This window comes from Staphylococcus sp. HMSC069E10, from assembly GCF_001809205.1.
In the GTDB taxonomy this organism is placed as follows: Bacteria; Bacillota; Bacilli; order Staphylococcales; family Staphylococcaceae; genus Staphylococcus; species Staphylococcus hominis.
In genome coordinates this window covers 21,592-41,136 of record NZ_KV796472.1, presented here as the reverse complement: position 1 = coordinate 41,136, position 19,545 = coordinate 21,592, and the positions used below count along the sequence as shown (strand labels likewise).

Here is a 19,545-nt window from a genome sequence, read left to right as displayed (position 1 = left end):
AAGGAGTCAAAGGATGACAGATATTATAAATTTAATTAATGATATTGGACAAAAAAATCCAGATCGAGTAGCTATTAGACATAAATCAGATGAGTTAACGTATCGTCAACTTATAGAAGAATCTAGTAAGCTAGCACATTATTTGCAAGATACAAATAAGCCATTAATCATCTATGGTCATATGTCACCATATATGATAGTTGGAATGATAGGAGCAATCAAAGCAGGATGTGGCTATGTCCCAATTGATACGTCAGTTCCAATAGAACGTGTAGAAATGATTATGAATAAAGTAGATCCAACATTTATTTTAAATACAACTGATTCAAGTGTGAATCAACCAAGGAAAGAACTTACAATCGAAGATATTAAACATTCTGATTATCCTATTGTTTTTGATAGTCAAATGGATAAAACAGATGTTGTTTATACTATATTCACTTCTGGTTCTACAGGTGAGCCTAAAGGTGTGCAAATTGAGTATGCGAGTTTAATAGAGTTTGCAGAATGGATGGTCTCATTAAATGAAACAGATAATCATCAGGAGTGGTTGAACCAAGCACCATTTTCATTTGATTTATCTGTAATGGCAATTTATCCATGTTTAACATCTGGTGGAACACTTAACTTAGTAGATAAAGATATGATAAAAAAACCGAAGTTATTAAATGAAATGCTTGTTCAAACGCCAATTAATGCTTGGGTATCAACACCATCATTTATAGAAATGTGTTTATTACTTCCTAACCTTAATGAAAAAGATTATCCAAGTTTAAATCATTTCTTCTTTTGTGGAGAAATTTTACCGCATAGAACAGCTAAAGCACTTGTTGATAGATATCCAAATGCAATTGTTTATAACACATATGGACCAACGGAAGCGACAGTTGCAGTTACTGGTGTAAAAATCACACCCGAGATTTTAGAACGTTATAATCCACTTCCAGTAGGTGTAGCAAGACCGAATACTACACTATCAACAACTGATGAAGGTGAACTTGTTATTAAAGGAACAAGTGTGAGTTTAGGATATCTAAAAAACAAAGAAAAAACTGAAGCAGTATTTAAGTTTGATAATAGCGTTCGCATTTATCACACGGGTGATAAAGCTATTGAAAAAGATGGTTATTGGTTTATCCAAGGACGTATCGATTTTCAAATAAAATTAAACGGCTATCGCATGGAACTAGAAGAAATTGAAACACAACTAAGACACTCAAAATACGTTAGAGAAACCGTTGTTGTGCCAATTTATAAAAATGGAAAAGTTGTTTATCTTGTAGGTGCTATTGTACCTACTAAAAAAGTGGATAATGACTTAGAGATGACCAGAAACATTAAAAACGAATTGAAATCTCGCTTACCTGAATATATGATTCCGAGAAAATTCGTTTGGATGGAACAACTTCCATTAACATCAAATGGAAAACTTGATCGTAAACAAGTTGCAGAGGATATCGACGCATGATTCCTTATGGTACGTTTACCTTCTTCTTAGTCGCATTTATCGTTCTTTTACCAGTCATCATACTCGGATTTTTAGGTAAGCGAAGCTATGTATACAATGGGATAAGTACAGTGATTATGATTGTGATTATTTTCTCTTCAGATACATACAATTTATTTGGACAGAAATATTTAAGTGTTCAATTAATCAGTTTTGTAATTTATTTAATATGGCAAGTGCTGTTAATCATGTGGTATTACAAATCACGACAAAAAAATAATACTTTTATTAAATTTTTAATTGTTATGATTTTATCTATTTTACCTTTAGCACTTGTTAAAATATTACAAAGTTCATGGTTAGGTGGACATCAAATACATTTCCATGAACATAAGTTAATTGAATTTGTCGGATTCTTAGGAATCTCATATGTTACTTTTAAAAGTGTACAACTTATAATGGAAATTAGAGATGGTTCTATTAAAGAGATTAAAGTGGGGAAATTGATTCAATTTATTTCATTCTTTCCAACAGTATCTTCAGGACCCATCGACCGTTATAAACGTTTTGTCAAAGACGATAAAAAAATACCAACTGGTGAACAATACAGAGGTATGGTAGTTAAAGCGATTCATATGATTATGATAGGCTTCTTATATAAATATATTATTGCTCATTTAATTAATGTATATGCAATTATGCCATTATTAATGCATTTACATGGTTTTACTCATAAATGGTTATATATGTATGCCTATAGCTTTTACTTATTTTTTGACTTTGCAGGTTATAGTTTATTTGCAATAGCAGTGAGTTATCTATATGGCATTAATACACCACCAAACTTTAAACAGCCGTTTAAAGCACGTAACATTAAAGATTTCTGGAATAGATGGCATATGTCATTATCATTCTGGTTTAGAGACTGTGTTTATATGAGAACATTGTTCTATATGTCTCGTAAAAAAATAATGAAGAATCAATTTGCAATGTCAAATTTTGCCTTCTTCTTAAATTTCTTTATTATGGGTGTATGGCACGGATTAGAAGTATTTTATATTGTTTATGGTATTTATCACGGTTTAATGTTTATCGGATATGGATATTATGAACGCTGGAGAAAGAAACATCCACCTCGCTTTCAAAATGGTTTTACTACAGCATTAAGTGTTATTATCACATTCCATTTTGTAGCATTTGGATTCTTGATATTCTCAGGAAAATTAATTTAAAGGGAGAAATAAATGATGGAATTTAGAGAACAAGTTTTAGATGTATTAGCTGATGTAGCAGAAAATGACGTAGTTAAAGAAAACCCAGATGTTGAGATTTTTGAAGAAGGAATTATTGATTCATTTCAAACCGTTGGATTATTATTAGAAATTCAAAATAGATTAGGAATTGAAGTATCAATTATGGACTTTGATCGCGATGAATGGGCAACTCCTAATAAAATTGTTGAAGCTTTAGAAGAATTAAGATGAAATTCAAACCATTTTTACCAATTTTTATTAGTGGAATCATATTTTTAGCTTTTGTATTAATGCCTGCGAGTTGGTTTACTGGTCTCGTTAACAATAAGACACTTGCTGATAATAGGACGTCACTAACCGATCAAGTACTTAAAGGGACGCTCATTCAAAATCAATTATTTAGTAATGATAAATATTATCCACTTTATGGTTCAAGTGAGTTAAATAAACGTGATCCGTTTAATCCTGCGATAGCAATGTATCATCGAAAAAATACAAAGCCCGTATTCTTAGTTGGTACGGGCGGTAATACAGATTTAATTAATGCTATTGAATTAGCGGGTCAATATGATCAACTTAAAGGTAAAAAGATGACATTTATCATTTCACCACAATGGTTTAGTACACATGGCGTTAATGATATGGATATGGCTGCGCGTACGACACCAAATCAAATCAATCAGATATTTCAACAAAAGGATATGCCTTCAGAGTTAAAACAACGCTATGCTAAACGATTATTAAAATTTAGAAGTGTACCTAATAAGGAATATTTAAAAGAATTAGTAAAAGATCCAAGCAACACAAAAGGTCGTTATATTTCTAATTTTAAAGAAAATCAACTTCTTAAAATTGAAGCAATAAAAACATACTTTTCATTAGATAAATCACCATTAGCTCATGTACACTCACTTACATCTCCCAATGATTCTTGGAAAAATATGAGTAATAAAGCAGTGCAACTTGGTGAAAAACGTTCTACTTCTAATGGTTATGGTATTCGTAACGAATATTGGAAACAACTAATGCATAAAAAACCAATGAATCGTCGCCAATATGAATTTAAAATGAATTCACCAGAGTTTAAGGATTTATCTTTACTAGTAGATACAATGCATCAAGCAGGTGCTGATGTACAATATGTTATTCTTCCAGTAAATGGTAAATGGTACGATCATTTAGGTATTCATCGTTCAACACGTGAACCTGTCTATAAAAAAATACATAAAACTGTTGTCGCACATGGTGGCAAAGTGTATGATATGTCAAATAAAGACTATGAAAAATATGTATTAAGTGATGTGGTACATGTAGGTTGGAAAGGTTGGGTATACATGGATCGTCAAATTGAAAAACATATGAACGATCATCAAGCTCATTCTAAATAGTAAATGAAAAAAGACACCCTACTCTGATTAAATACTGAGGGTAGGGTGTCTTTAATTTATATCGTTAGAAAACTTGTTCTACTTCTATAACGCCTGGTACTTCTTCGTGTAAAGCACGTTCTATACCTGCTTTTAATGTAATAGTTGAGCTTGGGCATGTTCCACACGCACCATGTAATTGTAATTTTACGATGCCATCTTCTACATCGACTAATGTACAATCTCCTCCGTCACGTAATAAAAACGGACGTAAACGTTCAATAACTTCGGCTACTTGATCAAACATTGTTGCATTCTCAGTAGGCATGAGATATGTCTCCTTTCAAGTAAAATACTTCATAAACTTATTATTAATTTATTATAATAGATAAAGAAAGAAAAATCTATAAAACTAAACGGGGGATTAATATATGACAAAAGTAAGTGTTGTTGTTTACGGTGCGGATGTAGTGTGTGCTAGTTGTGTCAATGCACCAACTTCTAAAAATACGTATGAGTGGCTAAAACCATTATTAGAAAGAAAATATCCTAATATTCATTTCGAATATACATATATCGATTTTCAAAAAGAAACTGAAAATTTAAGTGATCATGATCAACAATATATTGAGCAAATTGAAAATGATGAGTTGTTTTACCCGCTTATTACAATGAACGATGAATATGTGGCTGACGGTTATATTCAGTCAAAAAAAGTGACTCATTTTATAGAACAATATATTATAAACAATTAATATAAAGTGCAGTATTCAATTTTTATAAAAATGTGGGGAAGCTTGAGATGATGAATAAAATTAAATTCTGTCCTGCTTCCCAGTTTTATTTATCCATTATGATATTTATATAGCCACAAAACACCTGATTTTAATATATGCGCTAAACGTCCTGTGACTGTGCGATCCATAATATAGGCAAACCCTTTTTTCTCTCCTAGAGAACCTAAGAAACCTTGAACTTTTAATTCAGGCATTTTTTCAGGAAGTGGTTCATGATTCCATTGTTTTTTTAGTACATCGGCAATTTGATCACCCTGTACTTCTGCTAATTGAGCACTTGGCGCATGTGGTAAAGCTGCGCAATCTCCAACTACATAAACATTTTTATAAGTTGGTACTTGATGATATTGATTAACGATAACGTGACCACTTTTATTAATATCAATAGGCAGTTTTCTTACAATTTCAACGGGTTGAATACCTGCTGTCCATACTACAATATCAACAGGCTCTGGTGTACCTCCATTATAAATTGTTCCTTGCTCAACTTTATCAATCAAAGAATTAGGAACCACGTTTACATTATTTTCGCGGAACCACTTCGCAATATAATTACTTAATTTTTCTGGAAAATTTCTTAATATACGAGGTCCACGATCATATAAAATAATTTCTAAATCTGTGCGACTTTCACGTAGTTCACTTGCTAATTCAATACCACTCAAGCCAGCTCCTACAATTCCAACACGCGCTCCTTTAGGTAACTCGCTAATACTATGAAACGTTTCACGGGCTTTAGAAAGCGTTTGAATACTATGCGTGTATTCTTTAGCTCCTGGAACATTATGATATTTATCTTCACAACCTAGTCCGATAATCAACTCACTATAATCTACTTTAGTTTGTCCTACCGAAACAATTTGGTTATCTAAGTCGATATCACTTATTTCTCCATAAATTGTATTTACGCGATGTGAATTAGGAAAATTCATTCGCACATCACTATCAGATTTTGTGCCTGCAGCGAGCGCATAGAATTCAGGTTTTAAACCATGAAACGGCATTCGATCTATAAGAGTTAATGTGTATTCTTGAGGAAGAACATCTGGAAGAATGCGCGACATAATACGCATATTACCATACCCTCCACCAAGCAGAACTAAATGTTTCATATTATGTTACCCCTTTACATTAAAATATCAATTGTCTATGTAGTATTAATGTCAGACCTTTATAATGTCAGACTGTATAAATAAAGTATAGGTTCAATAATAAGTGATTCAGCCTATTTTAACGCTTATTTTTCATTTATTGTCCCCTAACAAATAAATGAAAGATTAATATAATTTTATTATATATGTTTTTAATAATAACGACAAACGAATGTAAAATGTTATTGCAAAATACAATTAGTTAAAAACCATAGCAATGCAACATATAAAGAGATTTGTTATAATAATATAATTAAATTAAAAAGAAGGTGAAGTATGTTTCCATTAGTCGAATTCTGTATATCGAATATGGCCAAAGGCGGAGACTACGTTTACGATAAACTCGAAAGTGATCCTGAGGTAGATGTGTTAGAATATGGATGTCTCAATAATTGTGGTTTATGTTCTTCTGGGTTATATGCATTGGTAGATGGAGAAGTCATAGAAGGGGATACACCTGAAGATTTGTTAAACAATATTTATAAACACATAGAAGAAAATGATTTTACAAACTTATTATAGGAGTGATTAGAAATGCCAACAGTAACACTTACTGAAGCAGCAGCTTATGAAGTAAAAGACATGTTGAAAAGTAATCATATGGAAAACGGTTATTTAAAAATTAAAGTGAATGGTGGCGGATGTACAGGTTTAACCTATGGTATGTCTGCAGAAGAAGCTCCAGGATCAAATGATGAAGTATTAGAATATTATGGATTAAAAGTTTTAGTAGATAAAGATGATGCTCCCGTACTGAATGGCACTAAAATTGATTTTAAACAATCACTAATGGGTGGTGGATTCCAAATCGACAATCCAAATGCAATTGCATCATGCGGATGTGGCAGTTCTTTTAGAACAGCAAAAGTAGCTGGACATCCTGAAAATTGTTAAGTTTCATATTTTTAAGTTAATACAATATAGTAATAATAAATTTAAATAATCGTTCTGTTGTTGCTTGAAAATATGATATAAAAACTATAAAATTGGAAGTGGATTAAATTTTGTCTTTTTTGTGAATAAATGTTCACAAAAATGGATATAAAAGTGTTGACTAAGACTATAAATGGGGATGAACAAATAGGTTAAGTTCAAAGTTTTTCGAAACAATTAGTATTTTTACAATACTATTGTATTATAAAAATACTACGTTTCAACATGTTCTGAAACTTGTAGCCTTTATCTACATTTAAGAAAAAATACGAAAGCTTAGGTGAATGAAATGGCACAGAATCGTAAAAAAGTACTTGTATTAGGTGCAGGATATGCAGGTTTACAAGCAGTTACTAAATTACAAAAAGAAGTATCTGCAAATGAAGCAGAAATCACTTTAGTTAACAAAAACAAATATCATTATGAAGCAACTTGGTTACACGAAGCGTCAGCTGGTACGTTAAATTATGAAGATTTAATTTATCCAATTGAAAGTGTAATTGACAAAAATAAAGTCAACTTCATCAATGCAGAAGTAACTAAAATTGATAGAAACGCTAAAAAAGTAGAAACTACTCATGGTATTTTTGAATATGATATTTTAGTTGTTGCTTTAGGATTTGAAAGTGAAACATTCGGTATTAACGGAATGAAAGAACATGCGTTCCAAATTGAAAATATTCATACTGCTCGCGAATTATCTCGTCATATTGAAGATAAATTTGCGAACTACGCTGCATCAAAAGAGAAAGATGAAAATGATTTAGCAATTTTAGTAGGTGGCGCTGGATTTACAGGTATTGAATTCTTAGGTGAATTAACAGACAGAATTCCTGAATTATGTAATAAATATGGTGTAGATCAAAATAAAGTTAAAATTACATGTGTTGAAGCTATGCCTAAAATTTTACCAATGTTCTCAGAAAATCTTGTAAATTATGTAGTTAATTATTTAGAAGAACGTGGCGTTGAATTTAAAATTGGTACGCCAATCGTTGCTTGTAATGAAAAAGGTTTCAAAGTTAAAACAAATGATCAAGAACAACAACTTGAAGCCAATACTGCAGTGTGGGCTGCTGGAGTTCGCGGTAGTCAACTTATGGAAGAATCATTCGAAGGTGTAAAACGTGGTCGTATCGTAACTAAACAAGATTTAACAATCGATGGTCATGATGATATCTTCGTTATTGGTGATGTTTCTGCGTTTATCCCAGCAGGTGAGGAACGTCCATTACCAACAACTGCTCAAATTGCTATGCAACAAGGTGCGCATGTTGCTAAAAATATTGAAAATATCTTAAATGGCCAAGCTACAACTGACTTCGAATATATTGATCGTGGTACAGTTTGTTCTTTAGGTTCACATGATGGTGTAGGTCATGTGTTTGGTAGAGACATTACTGGTAAAAAAGCTGCGTTCATGAAAAAAGTGATTGATACACGTGCTGTATTCAAAATGGGTGGCGTTGGATTAGCATTTAAAAAAGGTAAATTCTAAGTTAATAAATTAAATATTTAATCATTAAGGAGTGAGACCGAAATCTGTGAAGCAAACTAGATTTCAATATCTCACTCCTTTATTTTAAAGGAGAGTTATATGATACATTTTAATTATAATTCGAATAAAATGACCGACGTTATTATTCTAGGAGTACCCGATCATCTTAATCAAATTGGAAAGATCACGTATCAAAATAGTGACCTTACACAAACTATTGAAAATTACCGACATCGACATATTGTAAGTAGTCAATTAGGAAAAACATCTTCGACTATTTTATACATAAATAATGAACCTAAACGTTTAATTACGGTTGGACTAGGAAATTTGAAAACATTATCTTATGCTTCATTTTTAAAAGTATTTGGTACACTTTTTCAATATCTAAAAAAAGAGCGTGTGACAGAAGCAAATGTTCTTTTTGATACATTTAATTCAAAACAAATTGACAAAACAAGTATTGCAGAGATTTTCGGATTACAAAGTAGACAATCGATTTATGAATTTAACAACTATAAATCTAACAAATCCACACCATATCAACTGGAATTATATATAGAATCATCTAATAGTGATGAGGATACAAAAAATATAAAAGCAGGGTATTTGATTGGTGAATCGGTGAATATAGCACGTGACTTTAGTAATATGCCTCCCAATATACTTACTCCAGAATACTTTGCAAGTGAAGTAGCACATCACTTTAAATCGTCTTCTGTTTCAGTAGATATTAAAAATAATGACACATTGTTATCAGAAGGTTTTGGTTTACTACATGCTGTAGGTAAAGGATCTACTCACCCTCCTGTTGTTATTACTTTAACGTATCATGGAACAGATAAAAATGAAGCACCTATTGCATTAGTTGGGAAAGGGATTACATATGATTCTGGTGGCTATAGCATCAAATCTAAAATGGGGATGCAAACAATGAAATTTGATATGTGTGGTGCTGCTAACGTTGTAGGAATGATTGATGCTGCGTCTAAATTATCTTTACCAGTAAATATTGTAGGTGTCATTGTCTCTGCAGAAAATATGATTAGTCAACAGGCTATGAAACCAGATGATGTATATACTGCCTTAAGTGGTGAAACAGTAGAAGTTTTAAATAGCGATGCTGAAGGCCGTTTAGTTTTAGGAGATGGCGTATTTTATGCAAATCAATTTCAACCACGTTTAATATGTGATTTTGCTACTCTTACAGGTGCTGCTATAGCGGCATTAGGAGAAGATAAGGCGGCTTTATTTAGTTCGAATGCAGATGAAGATATGAAACACATTTTAAAAAGTGCTAGAGAAGTTGATGAATTCGCTTTTGAATTACCTATTACTCAAACTGAACAACAATTGATTCGTAATACAGAGGTCGCTGATTTAGTGAATCATACAAATGGACAAGGTAAAGCCTTATTTGCTGCAGCTTTCGTTACGCATTTTAGTGAGCAAACGCCACATATTCATTTTGATATTGCAGGTCCTGCAACGATTAATAAAAATAACTATAAAGGTCCTAAAGGTCCGACAGGAAGCATGATAATGACCATTGTGAATTGGTTAAGACAATCAATATAAAATGGATGTTAGAAATGAATATACATTCATTGTGAGGCAAAATAGATAAATGTCTGAGGTACATTGATACCTTAGACGTTTATTTTTTTAAAATACTATTATATTAGGCGTTGACAACCGCCTAACTACTTGATATTATTAATCACATAATTATACACTTTAGTTCGGTAGAGTGATAAAGGATGTGAGTATAATGTTTAATGCTGTAGTTATTGCCGTAATATTAATGATTATATTATGTCTCTTAAGACTGAATGTTATCATTAGTTTATTTATTAGTTCACTTGTAGGTGGTCTAATATCGGGCATGAGTTTAAACAAAGTAATTAGTGTATTCGGTAAAAATATTGTAGATGGTTCGGAAGTGGCATTAAGTTACGCTTTATTAGGGGGCTTTGCAGCACTGATATCATATAGTGGCATCACAGATTATTTAGTAAATAAAATTATTCGTGCGATTCATACTGAGAATAGCCGCTTATCAAGGATTAAAGTAAAAGTGATTATTATTTTAGTATTACTAGCAATGAGTATTATGAGTCAGAACTTAATTCCAGTACATATTGCATTTATACCAATTGTAATTCCACCATTACTTAGTCTATTTAACGATTTGAAAATTGATAGACGATTAATTGGTTTAGTTATAGGATTTGGTTTATGTTGGCCATATGTTTTACTACCTTATGGCTTTGGACAGATTTTCCACCAAATTATACAAAGTGGATTTCAAAAAGCTCATCATCCTATCGAATTTAATATGATTTGGAAAGCAATGTTAATTCCTTCACTTGGTTATATTGTCGGTTTAGTGATTGGGTTGTTTGTTTATCGTAAACCACGTGAATATAAGCAAGAGGTACTTAAAGATAATGAAGAAGAAATAGCAGAAATTCGGCCATATGTATTAGTTGTTACGATTGTTGCTATTTTCGCTACTTTCTTAGTTCAAACATTTACGGATTCAATGATTTTTGGAGCATTAGCTGGAGTGCTGATATTCTTTATTTCTGGTATTTATAAATGGAATGAATTAGATAGTCAATTTGTAGAAGGAATAAAAATAATGTCATTTATTGGTGTCGTTATTTTATCAGCTAACGGTTTTGCCGGTGTCATGAATGCTACTGGTGATATTGAAAAATTAGTTTCTAGTTTAACTGAGATTACAAATGGACATAAATTAATTACTATTATTGCAATGTATATTGTTGGCCTTATTGTTACGTTAGGCATTGGATCATCTTTTGCTACGATTCCAATTATTGCAGCTTTATTTATACCACTAGGTTCATCTCTTGGTTTAGATAATATGGCATTAATTGCTTTAGTAGGAACAGCTGCTGCACTTGGAGATTCTGGTTCACCAGCAAGTGATTCAACACTTGGACCCACAGCAGGTCTTAATGTAGATGGTCAACATGATCACATTAGAGATACATGTATACCTAACTTCCTTTTCTATAATGTTCCATTGATGATTTTTGGTACAATAGCTGCAATGGTATTATAGAAAAAAAGAGGTGACAACATGTCTAATTTACTTGAAACATTTGATATGAAAATCGAAACAGTAGATGAGGGAATAGTTGTAATTTCTATGCCAGTCACTGATAAGGTTAAACAACCCTTTGGCTATCTACATGGTGGTGCAAGTATTGCATTAGGTGAAACAGCTTGTTCATTAGGCGCTGCCCATTTAATTGATACGAAACACTTTATCCCATTAGGTTTAGAAATGAATGCCAATCATATTCACTCAGTAAAAGAGGGACGCGTGATTGCTACCGCTTCTATTATTCATAAAGGTCATACGACACAAGTATGGAATATAGAAATTAAAAGTGATCAAGATAAATTAATTAGTATCATGAGAGGTACAATAGGAATTAAACCATTAAAATAACAAACTATACAATACTAGCCCGTAGAAAATATTCATCTACGGGCTAGTATTTTATATTTATGATACTTCTCTATGGTGATTTATTCTTTGAAATACGCTATAAATTCTTTGAACTGCTTCTTTACCTCCCATGATATTTCTAGCAAATGGACCAAGTTCTAAATCAGCTAGTCCACCAGCAACAAATAAATGAGGTAACCATTCTAATTCATGTGTGATTTTTGGAAATCCACAAGATAGGAGGGGAGCATTAGCATTTTGAATTAGGGATTGTATCATGGGTTGCTGCAAAATTGAAGGCTTAAATCCAGTTGCTAAAAGAATGTAATCATATGGGATATTTAAATTTTCAGTAATAATTTGATGCGATTTTAAGTCCTTAATCTCTTCTTTATGTATGATAAGTCTTTTGTTTTGAACATATTTCTTTAAGTGTAAATATAACTCGTGAGGCATTGAACCTTTATGTCTTTCTGTTAACACTGTTTGAAGTTTTTCTTCATGTGAAGAATAATTTAAAAAGGCCTTCATTTTTTTGGGACCTAGCCAACCAGGATCAGCATCAAAATGTTGAATATCTATATTTTTATTCATCCATAAATGAACGATTTTATTCTTATCTAATTTTAAAACCTTTAATGTTAAATGAGCAGCTGAAATACCACTTCCAATGACATGAGATGATTGTGAAAATAATTGAGAATTAAAATGATCACTAAATATATGACATACATCTTTAGCTTGAGTAAATGCGGCAGGGACAAAAGGTTCATTATGACATCCTTGTGCTAAAACAACACAATCAGTTTGAATGACAGAATGATGACTTGTTGTAATACTCCATCCTCTTTGATTTTTTTCAATGCGTTGAACATAACTTTGAATATAACTTTGATTTAGATGATAGTTATGTATTTGAGCATGTGTGTGATCCATAAACATCTCTGTTTGAGATCTTTGATAACGACCAAAAGTTGGATTAATATACTAATTCATTTTTGCAAATTTTTTCAAATGAAATGGGTCAGGATGAATATGATGTACAATAGGTGAACGTAAGTAAGGCATAGCAATTCTATTTGTGCATTTATGAAATTGTTCGCATAAAGAATCATGAGGGTCGATAATTGTAAGATTTTGGATGGACATGCCTACTTCACGTAACTTAATTGCTATAGTGGTTCCTTGTATACCGCCACCAATAATAGTCCGATGCATAATAAAACTCCTTTAAAACGTAATTATTACGATTTATAATAACATAAAACTATCTTTTTCAAAACAAAAAATCGAAGCACTTTAAGAAAGTACCTCGATTTTTATCAAATTATATTTTCTTATTGTTAAATTCATCTTTAAGTTCATCAATTTTTGTATCTTTAGTATAAGGCGTTTTATTATTATATGATGCTTTCATCATTAAATGGCTAGAAAGAGGGCCAGTAATCAAAATGAAAATAATGCCGAATATCAGTTGCATATTGGCGTATCCTTCTGTTCCCATAAAATATAAAAACGTTCCAAATAATAAAAATATAGCACCTAATGTTGCAGATTTACCTGCAGCATGACCGCGTGAATAGACATCTTTTAAACGAATAATACCAATAGCAGTAATTGCACTTATCAATGCACCTAAGATAATGAAAATGATGGCTAAACTAATGATGATTTTTGCTATCACGTTCAATCACCTTACCTTTATCTATAAATTTAGAGAATACTGCTGTACCTAAGAAAGCTAAAATACCAATAAGTAAAATAACTACAAGTAAGTATTGTGAGCCGATAAATACACTATATAATGCAACACACGCCATCAATTGTAAGCCAATAGCGTCTAGTGCAAGGACGCGATCAGGTAAAGTGGGACCTTTAATAATACGAATAAACATTGCTAGCATCGATAATACTACGACAATTAAAGCAATAATAATAATTGTTTTTACCATTAAGCTTCGCCCACCTCTCTCACTACTTTTTCAAGTGATGATTTAATGCTTTCAATTTCTTCTTCTTTCGTACTAAAGTCAATTGAGTGAATGTATATTTTAGTTCTATCATCACTAATACCTAAAACGACAGTTCCTGGTGTTAAAGTGATTAAATTAGATAATAAAACAATTTGCCAATCATGTTTTAAATCTGTGTGATAAATAAAGAAACCAGGTTGATTTTTAAGTCTTGGCTGTAACACAATTTTGGATACATCAATATTGGCTTTCATTAATTCTATAAAAAAGACAACAATCAATTTAATGACTTTATAAACTCTTTTTAAATAAAAACTACCAGGCAATACTTTTTTAAATAAGTAAACAAGCCCAATTCCTATTAAAAATCCTAGTAAAAAGTTATTAAATGTATAACTGCCACTTAAAAACATCCATATAATAGCTAATATAATATTTAACACAAATTGAAGAGCCATTAGTATCTACCTCCTAATACACTTTTAATATAAACATTAGGATCATAGAAAGATTTAGCTGCTTCTGATATAAATGGATAAAGTGCATCAGCAGATAAACCAAATAGTACAGTAATGACAACGGCAATTACTGAAACGATTGTTGCTTGTTTTACATTTACTTTGTTATTCAGTTTATATCCCTTAGGTTCACCAAAGAAACCATGTAGGAAAATACGAATCACAGAATAGAGTACGATTAAACTTGAAAGTAATACGATAATTGCACTGATATAAAATCCTTTTTCAAAAGCGGCTTTTACAATAAAGTATTTTCCATAAAACCCACTAAATGGGGGAATACCAGCCAAGCTTAAAGCTGCAATAAAGAAAGACCAACCAAGTATAGGATATGTCTTAATTAAACCACCGAATGACTTAAGATTTGATGTTTTGGTAATTTGATACATGACACCAATAATTAAGAAAAGTGCAGTCTTAACTAACATATCGTGAATGGTATAATATATAGCACCCATAATTCCTAATTTACTCATCATAGCAACACCAACGAGTATGACACCTACTGCAATCATAATATTATATAAAATAATTTTTTTAATATCATAATAAGCAATGGCACCAATGGATCCAAATATAATCGTTAATAGTGCTAAGAATAAAATAGTATAGTGAGAAAAACTCATTGTGTTATGGAAAAAAAGACTAAGTGTTCTTAAAATAGCATAGACGCCAACTTTAGTTAATAAAGCACCGAAGAATGCAATGATAGCAAAAGGTGGCGCATAGTATGATCCAGGTAACCAAACATATAATGGAAAAACACCAGCTTTAGTTGCAAACACAAAGATGAACAAAATAAAGACAATACTTAATAATCCTTGATGTGAATGAGATAATTCATTCAGTTTTACGCTAATGTCAGCCATATTTAAAGTGCCGACGATTGAATATAAGATAGCAACAGCAATAACGAAAAATGTCGATGTTACAACATTAATAAGTAAATATTTGACCGTTTCTTGAAGTTGAATACGTGTACCACCTAATACAAGCAATGCATAAGATGACATTAAAAAGACTTCAAAGAATACGAAAAGGTTAAAAATATCTCCAGTAGTGAAAGCACCAATAATACCCACTAACATAAAGACGATTGAAAAATGAAAATAGTAACGCTCTCTATCGATTCCGGCAGTTGAAAAAGAATAGATCGTAATGAGCAGAGTAATGATAATACTCGTTACAATCAACATTGCCCCTAACGTATCTAATAAAAAGATAATACCATATGGGGCTGGCCAAGAACCTAATTCTACTTTAAGAGGACCAAATTTACTAACATTAATTAAATTAATCATCGCTACAATCAAAGTTAAAACTAAACCTATCAATGTGACCGCACGCTTTAATGGATAGCGTTGACCCAAAAAGATAAGAATAATAGCGGTAATGATTGGTATAACTAATGTAAGAACAACCATATTAGTTGCTATCATCACTAGGCACTCCTTTCATTTGTTCTATGTTGTCTGTGCCTAATTCTTTATACGTTCTAAAAGCTAAGACTAAGAAAAAAGCAGTAGTTGCAAATGCAATAACAATTGCAGTAAGTATTAATGCATGAGGGATTGGATCTACATAGTGATGAATATCTTTTTCATATATTGGCATTTCACCATGTTTCAATCCTCCCATAGTAATTAAAAATAAATTTGATGCATGTGTAATCAGCGTTGTTCCCATAATAATACGTATTAAACTTTTAGATAAAACGAGATAGACACTGATTGATGTAAGTATGCCACATACAATAATCATAATAATTTCCACTATTCGTTCTCTCCAATCGTTATAATAATAGTCATTACTGTACCAATTACTGCACACATAACGCCAAAGTCGAAGAACATTGGTGTATTCATATGAACAGAGTGTAGAAGTGGTAATGGAATATTAAATTCTGTATGTGTAAAGAAACTTTTTCCGTAAAACCAACTTGTTATAGGCGTACTTACACAGAATAATAAACCAATACCAATTAAGATTTTAAAATCCCAAGGAAAGATTTTACGCATCGTTTTTATATCAAATGCAATCATAATAATGGTTAAAGCGGTTGATAGAAGCAATCCACCAACAAATCCTCCACCTGGTGTGTAATGTCCTGCTAAAAATAAAGTAATACCAAAAAGAGCAATTAAGAAAGCAATAATTACAGCTGAATACTGAAACATTAAATTGTTATTTTGTCTATTCATTGCTTTCCACCTCACTTGTTTTGTTACGTTTACTTCGTAATTTAATCATCGTGTAAACTGCAAGACCTGCAATACCTAATACAGAAGATTCAAATAAGGTATCCATACCACGGAAGTCTACGAGAATAACGTTAACCATATTTTTACCATGTGCTAAGTCATAAACATGTGCCTTGTAATATTCTCCAATAGAAGAAAAATGTCTATTACCATAAGCGATAAGACCTAATATTGTCACTACCAAACCAACACCAATAGAGATGATAGCATTCGTTAATTTAAATGATGTTTTTTCATTATAGCGATTTAAGTTAGGCAAGTGATAGAAACATAATAGAAATAGACCCGTTGAGATAGACTCAACAACAAATTGTGTTAAAGCTAAATCAGGTGCCTTAAAGAAAACAAATAAAACTGATACTGCATAGCCAACAACACTAAGCATAATAATACTAAATAAACGAGATGTTGCTGTAACAACTAAGAACGCTGAGATAGTAAGTATTATGATAATAATCATTTCATAGATGTGAATTGTATTTATATTTTTAAAATTAAAGCTAAACGGTACCCTCACTAATGTGATGAGTGTTAACACAATTAATGTACCAAAAATAAAGACTAAACTATCCCGTACATACCCATTAACATAATAATTAGTTAGAGAAGCGGAATGATTTGGTAACCATTTGCCAGTAGTATCATACCAATAATTTAATTTTAAGTTGTCTGGTTGTGCTTTTAATAAACGAATCCAATAATTGAACGTAAATAATAAGATAATACCTACAATCCAAATCGTTAAAGTAGAGATGAACGCAGGAGTAATACCATGGAACATATGGAATTCTGCATGTACGGTTGATATTCCACTTATGGCTTTAGTAGCTGGTTCGATTATAGAATGTGTTAATAGTCCAGGGAATAGTCCGAAAACAACAACTAGCGTTGCTAGAATTGCTGGTGAAATTAACATTAATAATGATGCTTCATGTGCTTTCTTAGGTAATAAATCAGAATGATATTTACCAAAGAATACATGTAGTACGAATTTAATTGAATATACAAATGTAAATATACTACCTACAATCGCTAAAATTGGAAAAACAATACCTAGAGTATTTAAACTAAATAGAGGCGTGTGTGTAGCTTCTATCATAGCCTCTAAGAATTTTTCTTTTGATAAGAAACCATTAAATGGTGGCACACCTGCCATACTTAATGCTGTAATTACAGTAAGAGTAAAAGAAATTGGCATGATAGTAAGTAAACCGCCCAATTTTTTTACATCACGTGTGCCTGTCACATGATCAATGGCACCTGTAATCATAAATAATGCACCTTTAAAGGTAGCATGGTTAATTAAATGGAAAGCAGCTGCTGTAAAACCAGCGATATATAATTGACTGTCACTACCTTCAAAATGATAACTTATAGCTCCAATACCTAGCATAGACATAATCATTCCCAATTGTGAAACTGTAGAAAATGCTAGAATCCCTTTCAAATCTTGTTGTTTCGTTGCATTTAATGAAGCCCAAAATAGTGTGATTAAGCCTACTAAAGTAATAGTCCATATCCATCCTTCTGATATCGCGAATAATGGGGTTAAACGTGCAACAAGATATAACCCTGCTTTAACCATTGTAGCTGAATGTAAATATGCACTGACAGGAGTAGGTGCCTCCATTGCATCAGGTAACCAAATGTAAAATGGCACTTGTGCAGATTTTGTGAAAGCTGCTAACATAATTAAAACCATTGCAAGTGTAAAGAAAGCACTGTCTTGTATTTGAGATACATGATGGATTAAATAATGTAGACTTAATGATTGTCCTGCAAGTGAAATTAAGATTAATCCACCAAGTAAACTAAGTCCTCCAAATACAGTGATAATCAGTGACTTTTGTGCTCCATATATAGAAGCTTTCTTTTCTCTCCAAAAAGAAATGAGTAAAAAACTTGAGAATGAAGTTAATTCCCAGAATAGATATAAGATAATGATATTATCTGAGAGTACGACGCCTAACATTGCACCCATAAACAGTAATAAATAACAGTAAAAATTCCCTAATCGTTCAGATTTATCTAAATAACCGATTGAATAAAGAACTACTAAACTTCCAATGCCAGTTATAAGCAAACTAAAGAGTATGCTTAAGCCATCAAGATAAATATCAAAATTCATGCCGATATGTGGCATCCAATTGAAAGTTTTTATTACTGTATTACCTGATTGAGTAGTTGAAATATAAGATAAAAAATAAATAAATAAGACAACAGGAACAGGTAATACAAACCATCCTAAATGAATCTTTTTAAAGAAACGATAAAGGATTGGAATAATGAGTGCGAATATTAACGGTAAAAGTACCGCAATATGTATCAAACTCACTATATTTTCCTCCTTCAAAAATTGTTATAAATTTTATTATACATCAATCAATTTATTCTGAAAAACTGTGAAAAGATGTAAAGTCAGCAATTTTACTTATCTTGTTAAATAGGAAGAAAGACGTAAAATGGACTAGAAAAAATTTTGTTTATATTGGATAGAATAGTCTTTTTTTAGACTGTTTAAATTGTCTAATGCCAATTTTGCGTATTCTGTGTGTTGTTGTTTTAATTCGTTTTCCATTTTAGTAATCGCTTGTTGTAAAGAATCTTCATATTTCATCTCTTCTACATTAAAATCTCTCAATTGTGAACGTGTTGCATAACGTTTTTCATAATGGCTTAAAGCACGTCTTTCATGAAAAAAAACACCTTCAGTTTCACCAGGATGATGTAAATCTCCTTGTTTAGGATGTTTAATGACTTGTTCAATTTGTACTAAAACTTGATGATCGCTATCTTCTTTAATCGTTACACCATAAGTACCTGTTTTGTGAGAGAATCGATATAACATGCTATATTACTTCCT

At 31.7% G+C, this 19,545-nt stretch carries 21 protein-coding genes and 1 pseudogene; 11 read left to right on the top strand and 11 right to left on the bottom strand.

Annotation, left to right across the window (positions count from 1 at the left end):
• Positions 1-13 precede the first annotated feature (13 nt).
• The 4 genes from dltA to dltD are packed head-to-tail and all read left to right on the top strand — an operon-like array spanning position 14 to position 4,088.
• Positions 14-1,468: a D-alanine--poly(phosphoribitol) ligase subunit DltA gene (dltA, locus tag HMPREF2561_RS02265; RefSeq protein ID WP_049419829.1), complete on the top strand. Its 1,455-nt coding sequence runs from the start codon at positions 14-16 to the stop codon at positions 1,466-1,468.
• Positions 1,465-2,679, top strand: coding sequence for a D-alanyl-lipoteichoic acid biosynthesis protein DltB (dltB, locus tag HMPREF2561_RS02260; protein ID WP_049419830.1), 1,215 nt, complete (start codon positions 1,465-1,467; stop codon positions 2,677-2,679). The genes dltA and dltB overlap by 4 nt, the downstream gene beginning before the upstream one ends.
• Before the next feature lie 15 nt (positions 2,680-2,694).
• Positions 2,695-2,931, top strand: coding sequence for a D-alanine--poly(phosphoribitol) ligase subunit 2 (gene dltC / locus HMPREF2561_RS02255; RefSeq protein ID WP_002448193.1), 237 nt, complete (start codon positions 2,695-2,697; stop codon positions 2,929-2,931).
• Positions 2,928-4,088 (top strand): D-alanyl-lipoteichoic acid biosynthesis protein DltD, encoded by a 1,161-nt coding sequence (gene dltD / locus HMPREF2561_RS02250; protein WP_049419831.1) that lies wholly within the window; start codon positions 2,928-2,930, stop codon positions 4,086-4,088. Before dltC ends, dltD begins: the two co-directional genes overlap by 4 nt.
• Before the next feature lie 64 nt (positions 4,089-4,152).
• Here dltD and HMPREF2561_RS02245 read toward each other — a convergent pair whose 3' ends face one another.
• Positions 4,153-4,395 carry a NifU family protein gene (locus HMPREF2561_RS02245; protein WP_002433501.1) on the bottom strand — a complete coding sequence of 81 codons (243 nt, stop codon included), beginning with the start codon at positions 4,393-4,395 and terminating at the stop codon, positions 4,153-4,155.
• 103 nt (positions 4,396-4,498) lie between these two features.
• Between HMPREF2561_RS02245 and HMPREF2561_RS02240 the strand changes: the two genes are divergently transcribed.
• Positions 4,499-4,822, top strand: a complete 324-nt coding sequence (locus HMPREF2561_RS02240) for a YuzD family protein (protein WP_048679904.1) — start codon at positions 4,499-4,501, stop codon at positions 4,820-4,822.
• 89 nt (positions 4,823-4,911) lie between these two features.
• On the opposite strand, the gene HMPREF2561_RS02235 is transcribed toward HMPREF2561_RS02240, so the two are convergent.
• Positions 4,912-5,976, bottom strand: a complete 1,065-nt coding sequence (locus HMPREF2561_RS02235) for an NAD(P)/FAD-dependent oxidoreductase (protein ID WP_049419832.1) — start codon at positions 5,974-5,976, stop codon at positions 4,912-4,914.
• Between the two features lie 315 nt (positions 5,977-6,291).
• Between HMPREF2561_RS02235 and HMPREF2561_RS02230 the strand changes: the two genes are divergently transcribed.
• The 6 genes from HMPREF2561_RS02230 to HMPREF2561_RS02205 all read left to right on the top strand — a co-directional run bounded on the left by HMPREF2561_RS02230 (position 6,292) and on the right by HMPREF2561_RS02205 (position 11,930).
• Positions 6,292-6,537, top strand: a complete 246-nt coding sequence (locus tag HMPREF2561_RS02230; protein WP_017175862.1) for a YuzB family protein — start codon at positions 6,292-6,294, stop codon at positions 6,535-6,537.
• A gap of 12 nt (positions 6,538-6,549) precedes the next feature.
• Positions 6,550-6,909: a HesB/IscA family protein gene (locus tag HMPREF2561_RS02225; RefSeq protein ID WP_002448110.1), complete on the top strand. Its 360-nt coding sequence runs from the start codon at positions 6,550-6,552 to the stop codon at positions 6,907-6,909.
• Positions 6,910-7,237: 328 nt separating this feature from the next.
• On the top strand, positions 7,238-8,446 hold the full coding sequence (locus HMPREF2561_RS02220) for an NAD(P)/FAD-dependent oxidoreductase (protein WP_017175861.1): 1,209 nt from the start codon (positions 7,238-7,240) through the stop codon (positions 8,444-8,446).
• Positions 8,447-8,545: 99 nt separating this feature from the next.
• Positions 8,546-10,024 carry a M17 family metallopeptidase gene (locus HMPREF2561_RS02215; protein ID WP_049415341.1) on the top strand — a complete coding sequence of 493 codons (1,479 nt, stop codon included), beginning with the start codon at positions 8,546-8,548 and terminating at the stop codon, positions 10,022-10,024.
• 193 nt (positions 10,025-10,217) lie between these two features.
• Positions 10,218-11,537 (top strand): Na+/H+ antiporter family protein, encoded by a 1,320-nt coding sequence (locus tag HMPREF2561_RS02210; protein WP_019835068.1) that lies wholly within the window; start codon positions 10,218-10,220, stop codon positions 11,535-11,537.
• A gap of 18 nt (positions 11,538-11,555) precedes the next feature.
• Positions 11,556-11,930 carry a PaaI family thioesterase gene (locus HMPREF2561_RS02205; RefSeq protein WP_017175858.1) on the top strand — a complete coding sequence of 125 codons (375 nt, stop codon included), beginning with the start codon at positions 11,556-11,558 and terminating at the stop codon, positions 11,928-11,930.
• 57 nt (positions 11,931-11,987) lie between these two features.
• Here the strand turns inward: HMPREF2561_RS02205 and HMPREF2561_RS02200 are convergent.
• From HMPREF2561_RS02200 to kapB, 9 genes and pseudogenes are all read right to left on the bottom strand, one after another.
• Positions 11,988-13,148: pseudogene (locus tag HMPREF2561_RS02200) on the bottom strand (NAD(P)-binding domain-containing protein).
• Between the two features lie 109 nt (positions 13,149-13,257).
• The gene (locus HMPREF2561_RS02195; RefSeq protein ID WP_017175855.1) at positions 13,258-13,614 is read right to left on the bottom strand and encodes a Na+/H+ antiporter subunit G1; all 357 of its coding nucleotides are present in this window, start codon (positions 13,612-13,614) and stop codon (positions 13,258-13,260) included.
• Entirely contained in the window at positions 13,592-13,882 is a 291-nt protein-coding gene (locus HMPREF2561_RS02190; protein ID WP_017175854.1) for a Na(+)/H(+) antiporter subunit F1, read from the bottom strand. Before HMPREF2561_RS02190 ends, HMPREF2561_RS02195 begins: the two co-directional genes overlap by 23 nt.
• A complete protein-coding gene (locus HMPREF2561_RS02185; RefSeq protein ID WP_017175853.1) occupies positions 13,882-14,361 on the bottom strand; it encodes a Na+/H+ antiporter subunit E in 480 nt (159 codons plus the stop codon). The genes HMPREF2561_RS02190 and HMPREF2561_RS02185 overlap by 1 nt, the downstream gene beginning before the upstream one ends.
• On the bottom strand, positions 14,361-15,860 hold the full coding sequence (locus tag HMPREF2561_RS02180) for a Na+/H+ antiporter subunit D (RefSeq protein ID WP_017175852.1): 1,500 nt from the start codon (positions 15,858-15,860) through the stop codon (positions 14,361-14,363). The genes HMPREF2561_RS02185 and HMPREF2561_RS02180 overlap by 1 nt, the downstream gene beginning before the upstream one ends.
• Positions 15,847-16,194, bottom strand: coding sequence for a Na+/H+ antiporter Mnh1 subunit C (gene mnhC1, locus HMPREF2561_RS02175; RefSeq protein ID WP_002448250.1), 348 nt, complete (start codon positions 16,192-16,194; stop codon positions 15,847-15,849). The genes HMPREF2561_RS02180 and mnhC1 overlap by 14 nt, the downstream gene beginning before the upstream one ends.
• Complete coding sequence (locus HMPREF2561_RS02170) at positions 16,194-16,622, bottom strand: Na(+)/H(+) antiporter subunit B (protein WP_049419833.1); 429 nt, start codon at positions 16,620-16,622, stop codon at positions 16,194-16,196. Before HMPREF2561_RS02170 ends, mnhC1 begins: the two co-directional genes overlap by 1 nt.
• Entirely contained in the window at positions 16,615-19,017 is a 2,403-nt protein-coding gene (locus HMPREF2561_RS02165) for a Na+/H+ antiporter subunit A (protein ID WP_049419834.1), read from the bottom strand. The genes HMPREF2561_RS02170 and HMPREF2561_RS02165 overlap by 8 nt, the downstream gene beginning before the upstream one ends.
• Before the next feature lie 132 nt (positions 19,018-19,149).
• Entirely contained in the window at positions 19,150-19,530 is a 381-nt protein-coding gene (gene kapB, locus HMPREF2561_RS02160; protein WP_002448064.1) for a sporulation phosphorelay system protein KapB, read from the bottom strand.
• Positions 19,531-19,545: the final 15 nt, after the last annotated feature.

What these genes read in the sequence shown, in the direction of transcription:
- dltA (WP_049419829.1), top strand. Translation starts at nt 14, where the DNA reads ATGACAGATATTATAAATTTAATTAATGATATTGGACAAAAAAATCCA.
- dltB (WP_049419830.1), top strand. Translation starts at nt 1,465, where the DNA reads ATGATTCCTTATGGTACGTTTACCTTCTTCTTAGTCGCATTTATCGTT.
- dltC (WP_002448193.1), top strand. Translation starts at nt 2,695, where the DNA reads ATGGAATTTAGAGAACAAGTTTTAGATGTATTAGCTGATGTAGCAGAA.
- dltD (WP_049419831.1), top strand. Translation starts at nt 2,928, where the DNA reads ATGAAATTCAAACCATTTTTACCAATTTTTATTAGTGGAATCATATTT.
- HMPREF2561_RS02245 (WP_002433501.1), bottom strand. Translation starts at nt 4,395, where the DNA reads ATGCCTACTGAGAATGCAACAATGTTTGATCAAGTAGCCGAAGTTATT.
- HMPREF2561_RS02240 (WP_048679904.1), top strand. Translation starts at nt 4,499, where the DNA reads ATGACAAAAGTAAGTGTTGTTGTTTACGGTGCGGATGTAGTGTGTGCT.
- HMPREF2561_RS02235 (WP_049419832.1), bottom strand. Translation starts at nt 5,976, where the DNA reads ATGAAACATTTAGTTCTGCTTGGTGGAGGGTATGGTAATATGCGTATT.
- HMPREF2561_RS02230 (WP_017175862.1), top strand. Translation starts at nt 6,292, where the DNA reads ATGTTTCCATTAGTCGAATTCTGTATATCGAATATGGCCAAAGGCGGA.
- HMPREF2561_RS02225 (WP_002448110.1), top strand. Translation starts at nt 6,550, where the DNA reads ATGCCAACAGTAACACTTACTGAAGCAGCAGCTTATGAAGTAAAAGAC.
- HMPREF2561_RS02220 (WP_017175861.1), top strand. Translation starts at nt 7,238, where the DNA reads ATGGCACAGAATCGTAAAAAAGTACTTGTATTAGGTGCAGGATATGCA.
- HMPREF2561_RS02215 (WP_049415341.1), top strand. Translation starts at nt 8,546, where the DNA reads ATGATACATTTTAATTATAATTCGAATAAAATGACCGACGTTATTATT.
- HMPREF2561_RS02210 (WP_019835068.1), top strand. Translation starts at nt 10,218, where the DNA reads ATGTTTAATGCTGTAGTTATTGCCGTAATATTAATGATTATATTATGT.
- HMPREF2561_RS02205 (WP_017175858.1), top strand. Translation starts at nt 11,556, where the DNA reads ATGTCTAATTTACTTGAAACATTTGATATGAAAATCGAAACAGTAGAT.
- HMPREF2561_RS02190 (WP_017175854.1), bottom strand. Translation starts at nt 13,882, where the DNA reads ATGGTAAAAACAATTATTATTATTGCTTTAATTGTCGTAGTATTATCG.
- HMPREF2561_RS02185 (WP_017175853.1), bottom strand. Translation starts at nt 14,361, where the DNA reads ATGGCTCTTCAATTTGTGTTAAATATTATATTAGCTATTATATGGATG.
- HMPREF2561_RS02180 (WP_017175852.1), bottom strand. Translation starts at nt 15,860, where the DNA reads ATGATAGCAACTAATATGGTTGTTCTTACATTAGTTATACCAATCATT.
- HMPREF2561_RS02170 (WP_049419833.1), bottom strand. Translation starts at nt 16,622, where the DNA reads ATGAATAGACAAAATAACAATTTAATGTTTCAGTATTCAGCTGTAATT.
- kapB (WP_002448064.1), bottom strand. Translation starts at nt 19,530, where the DNA reads ATGTTATATCGATTCTCTCACAAAACAGGTACTTATGGTGTAACGATT.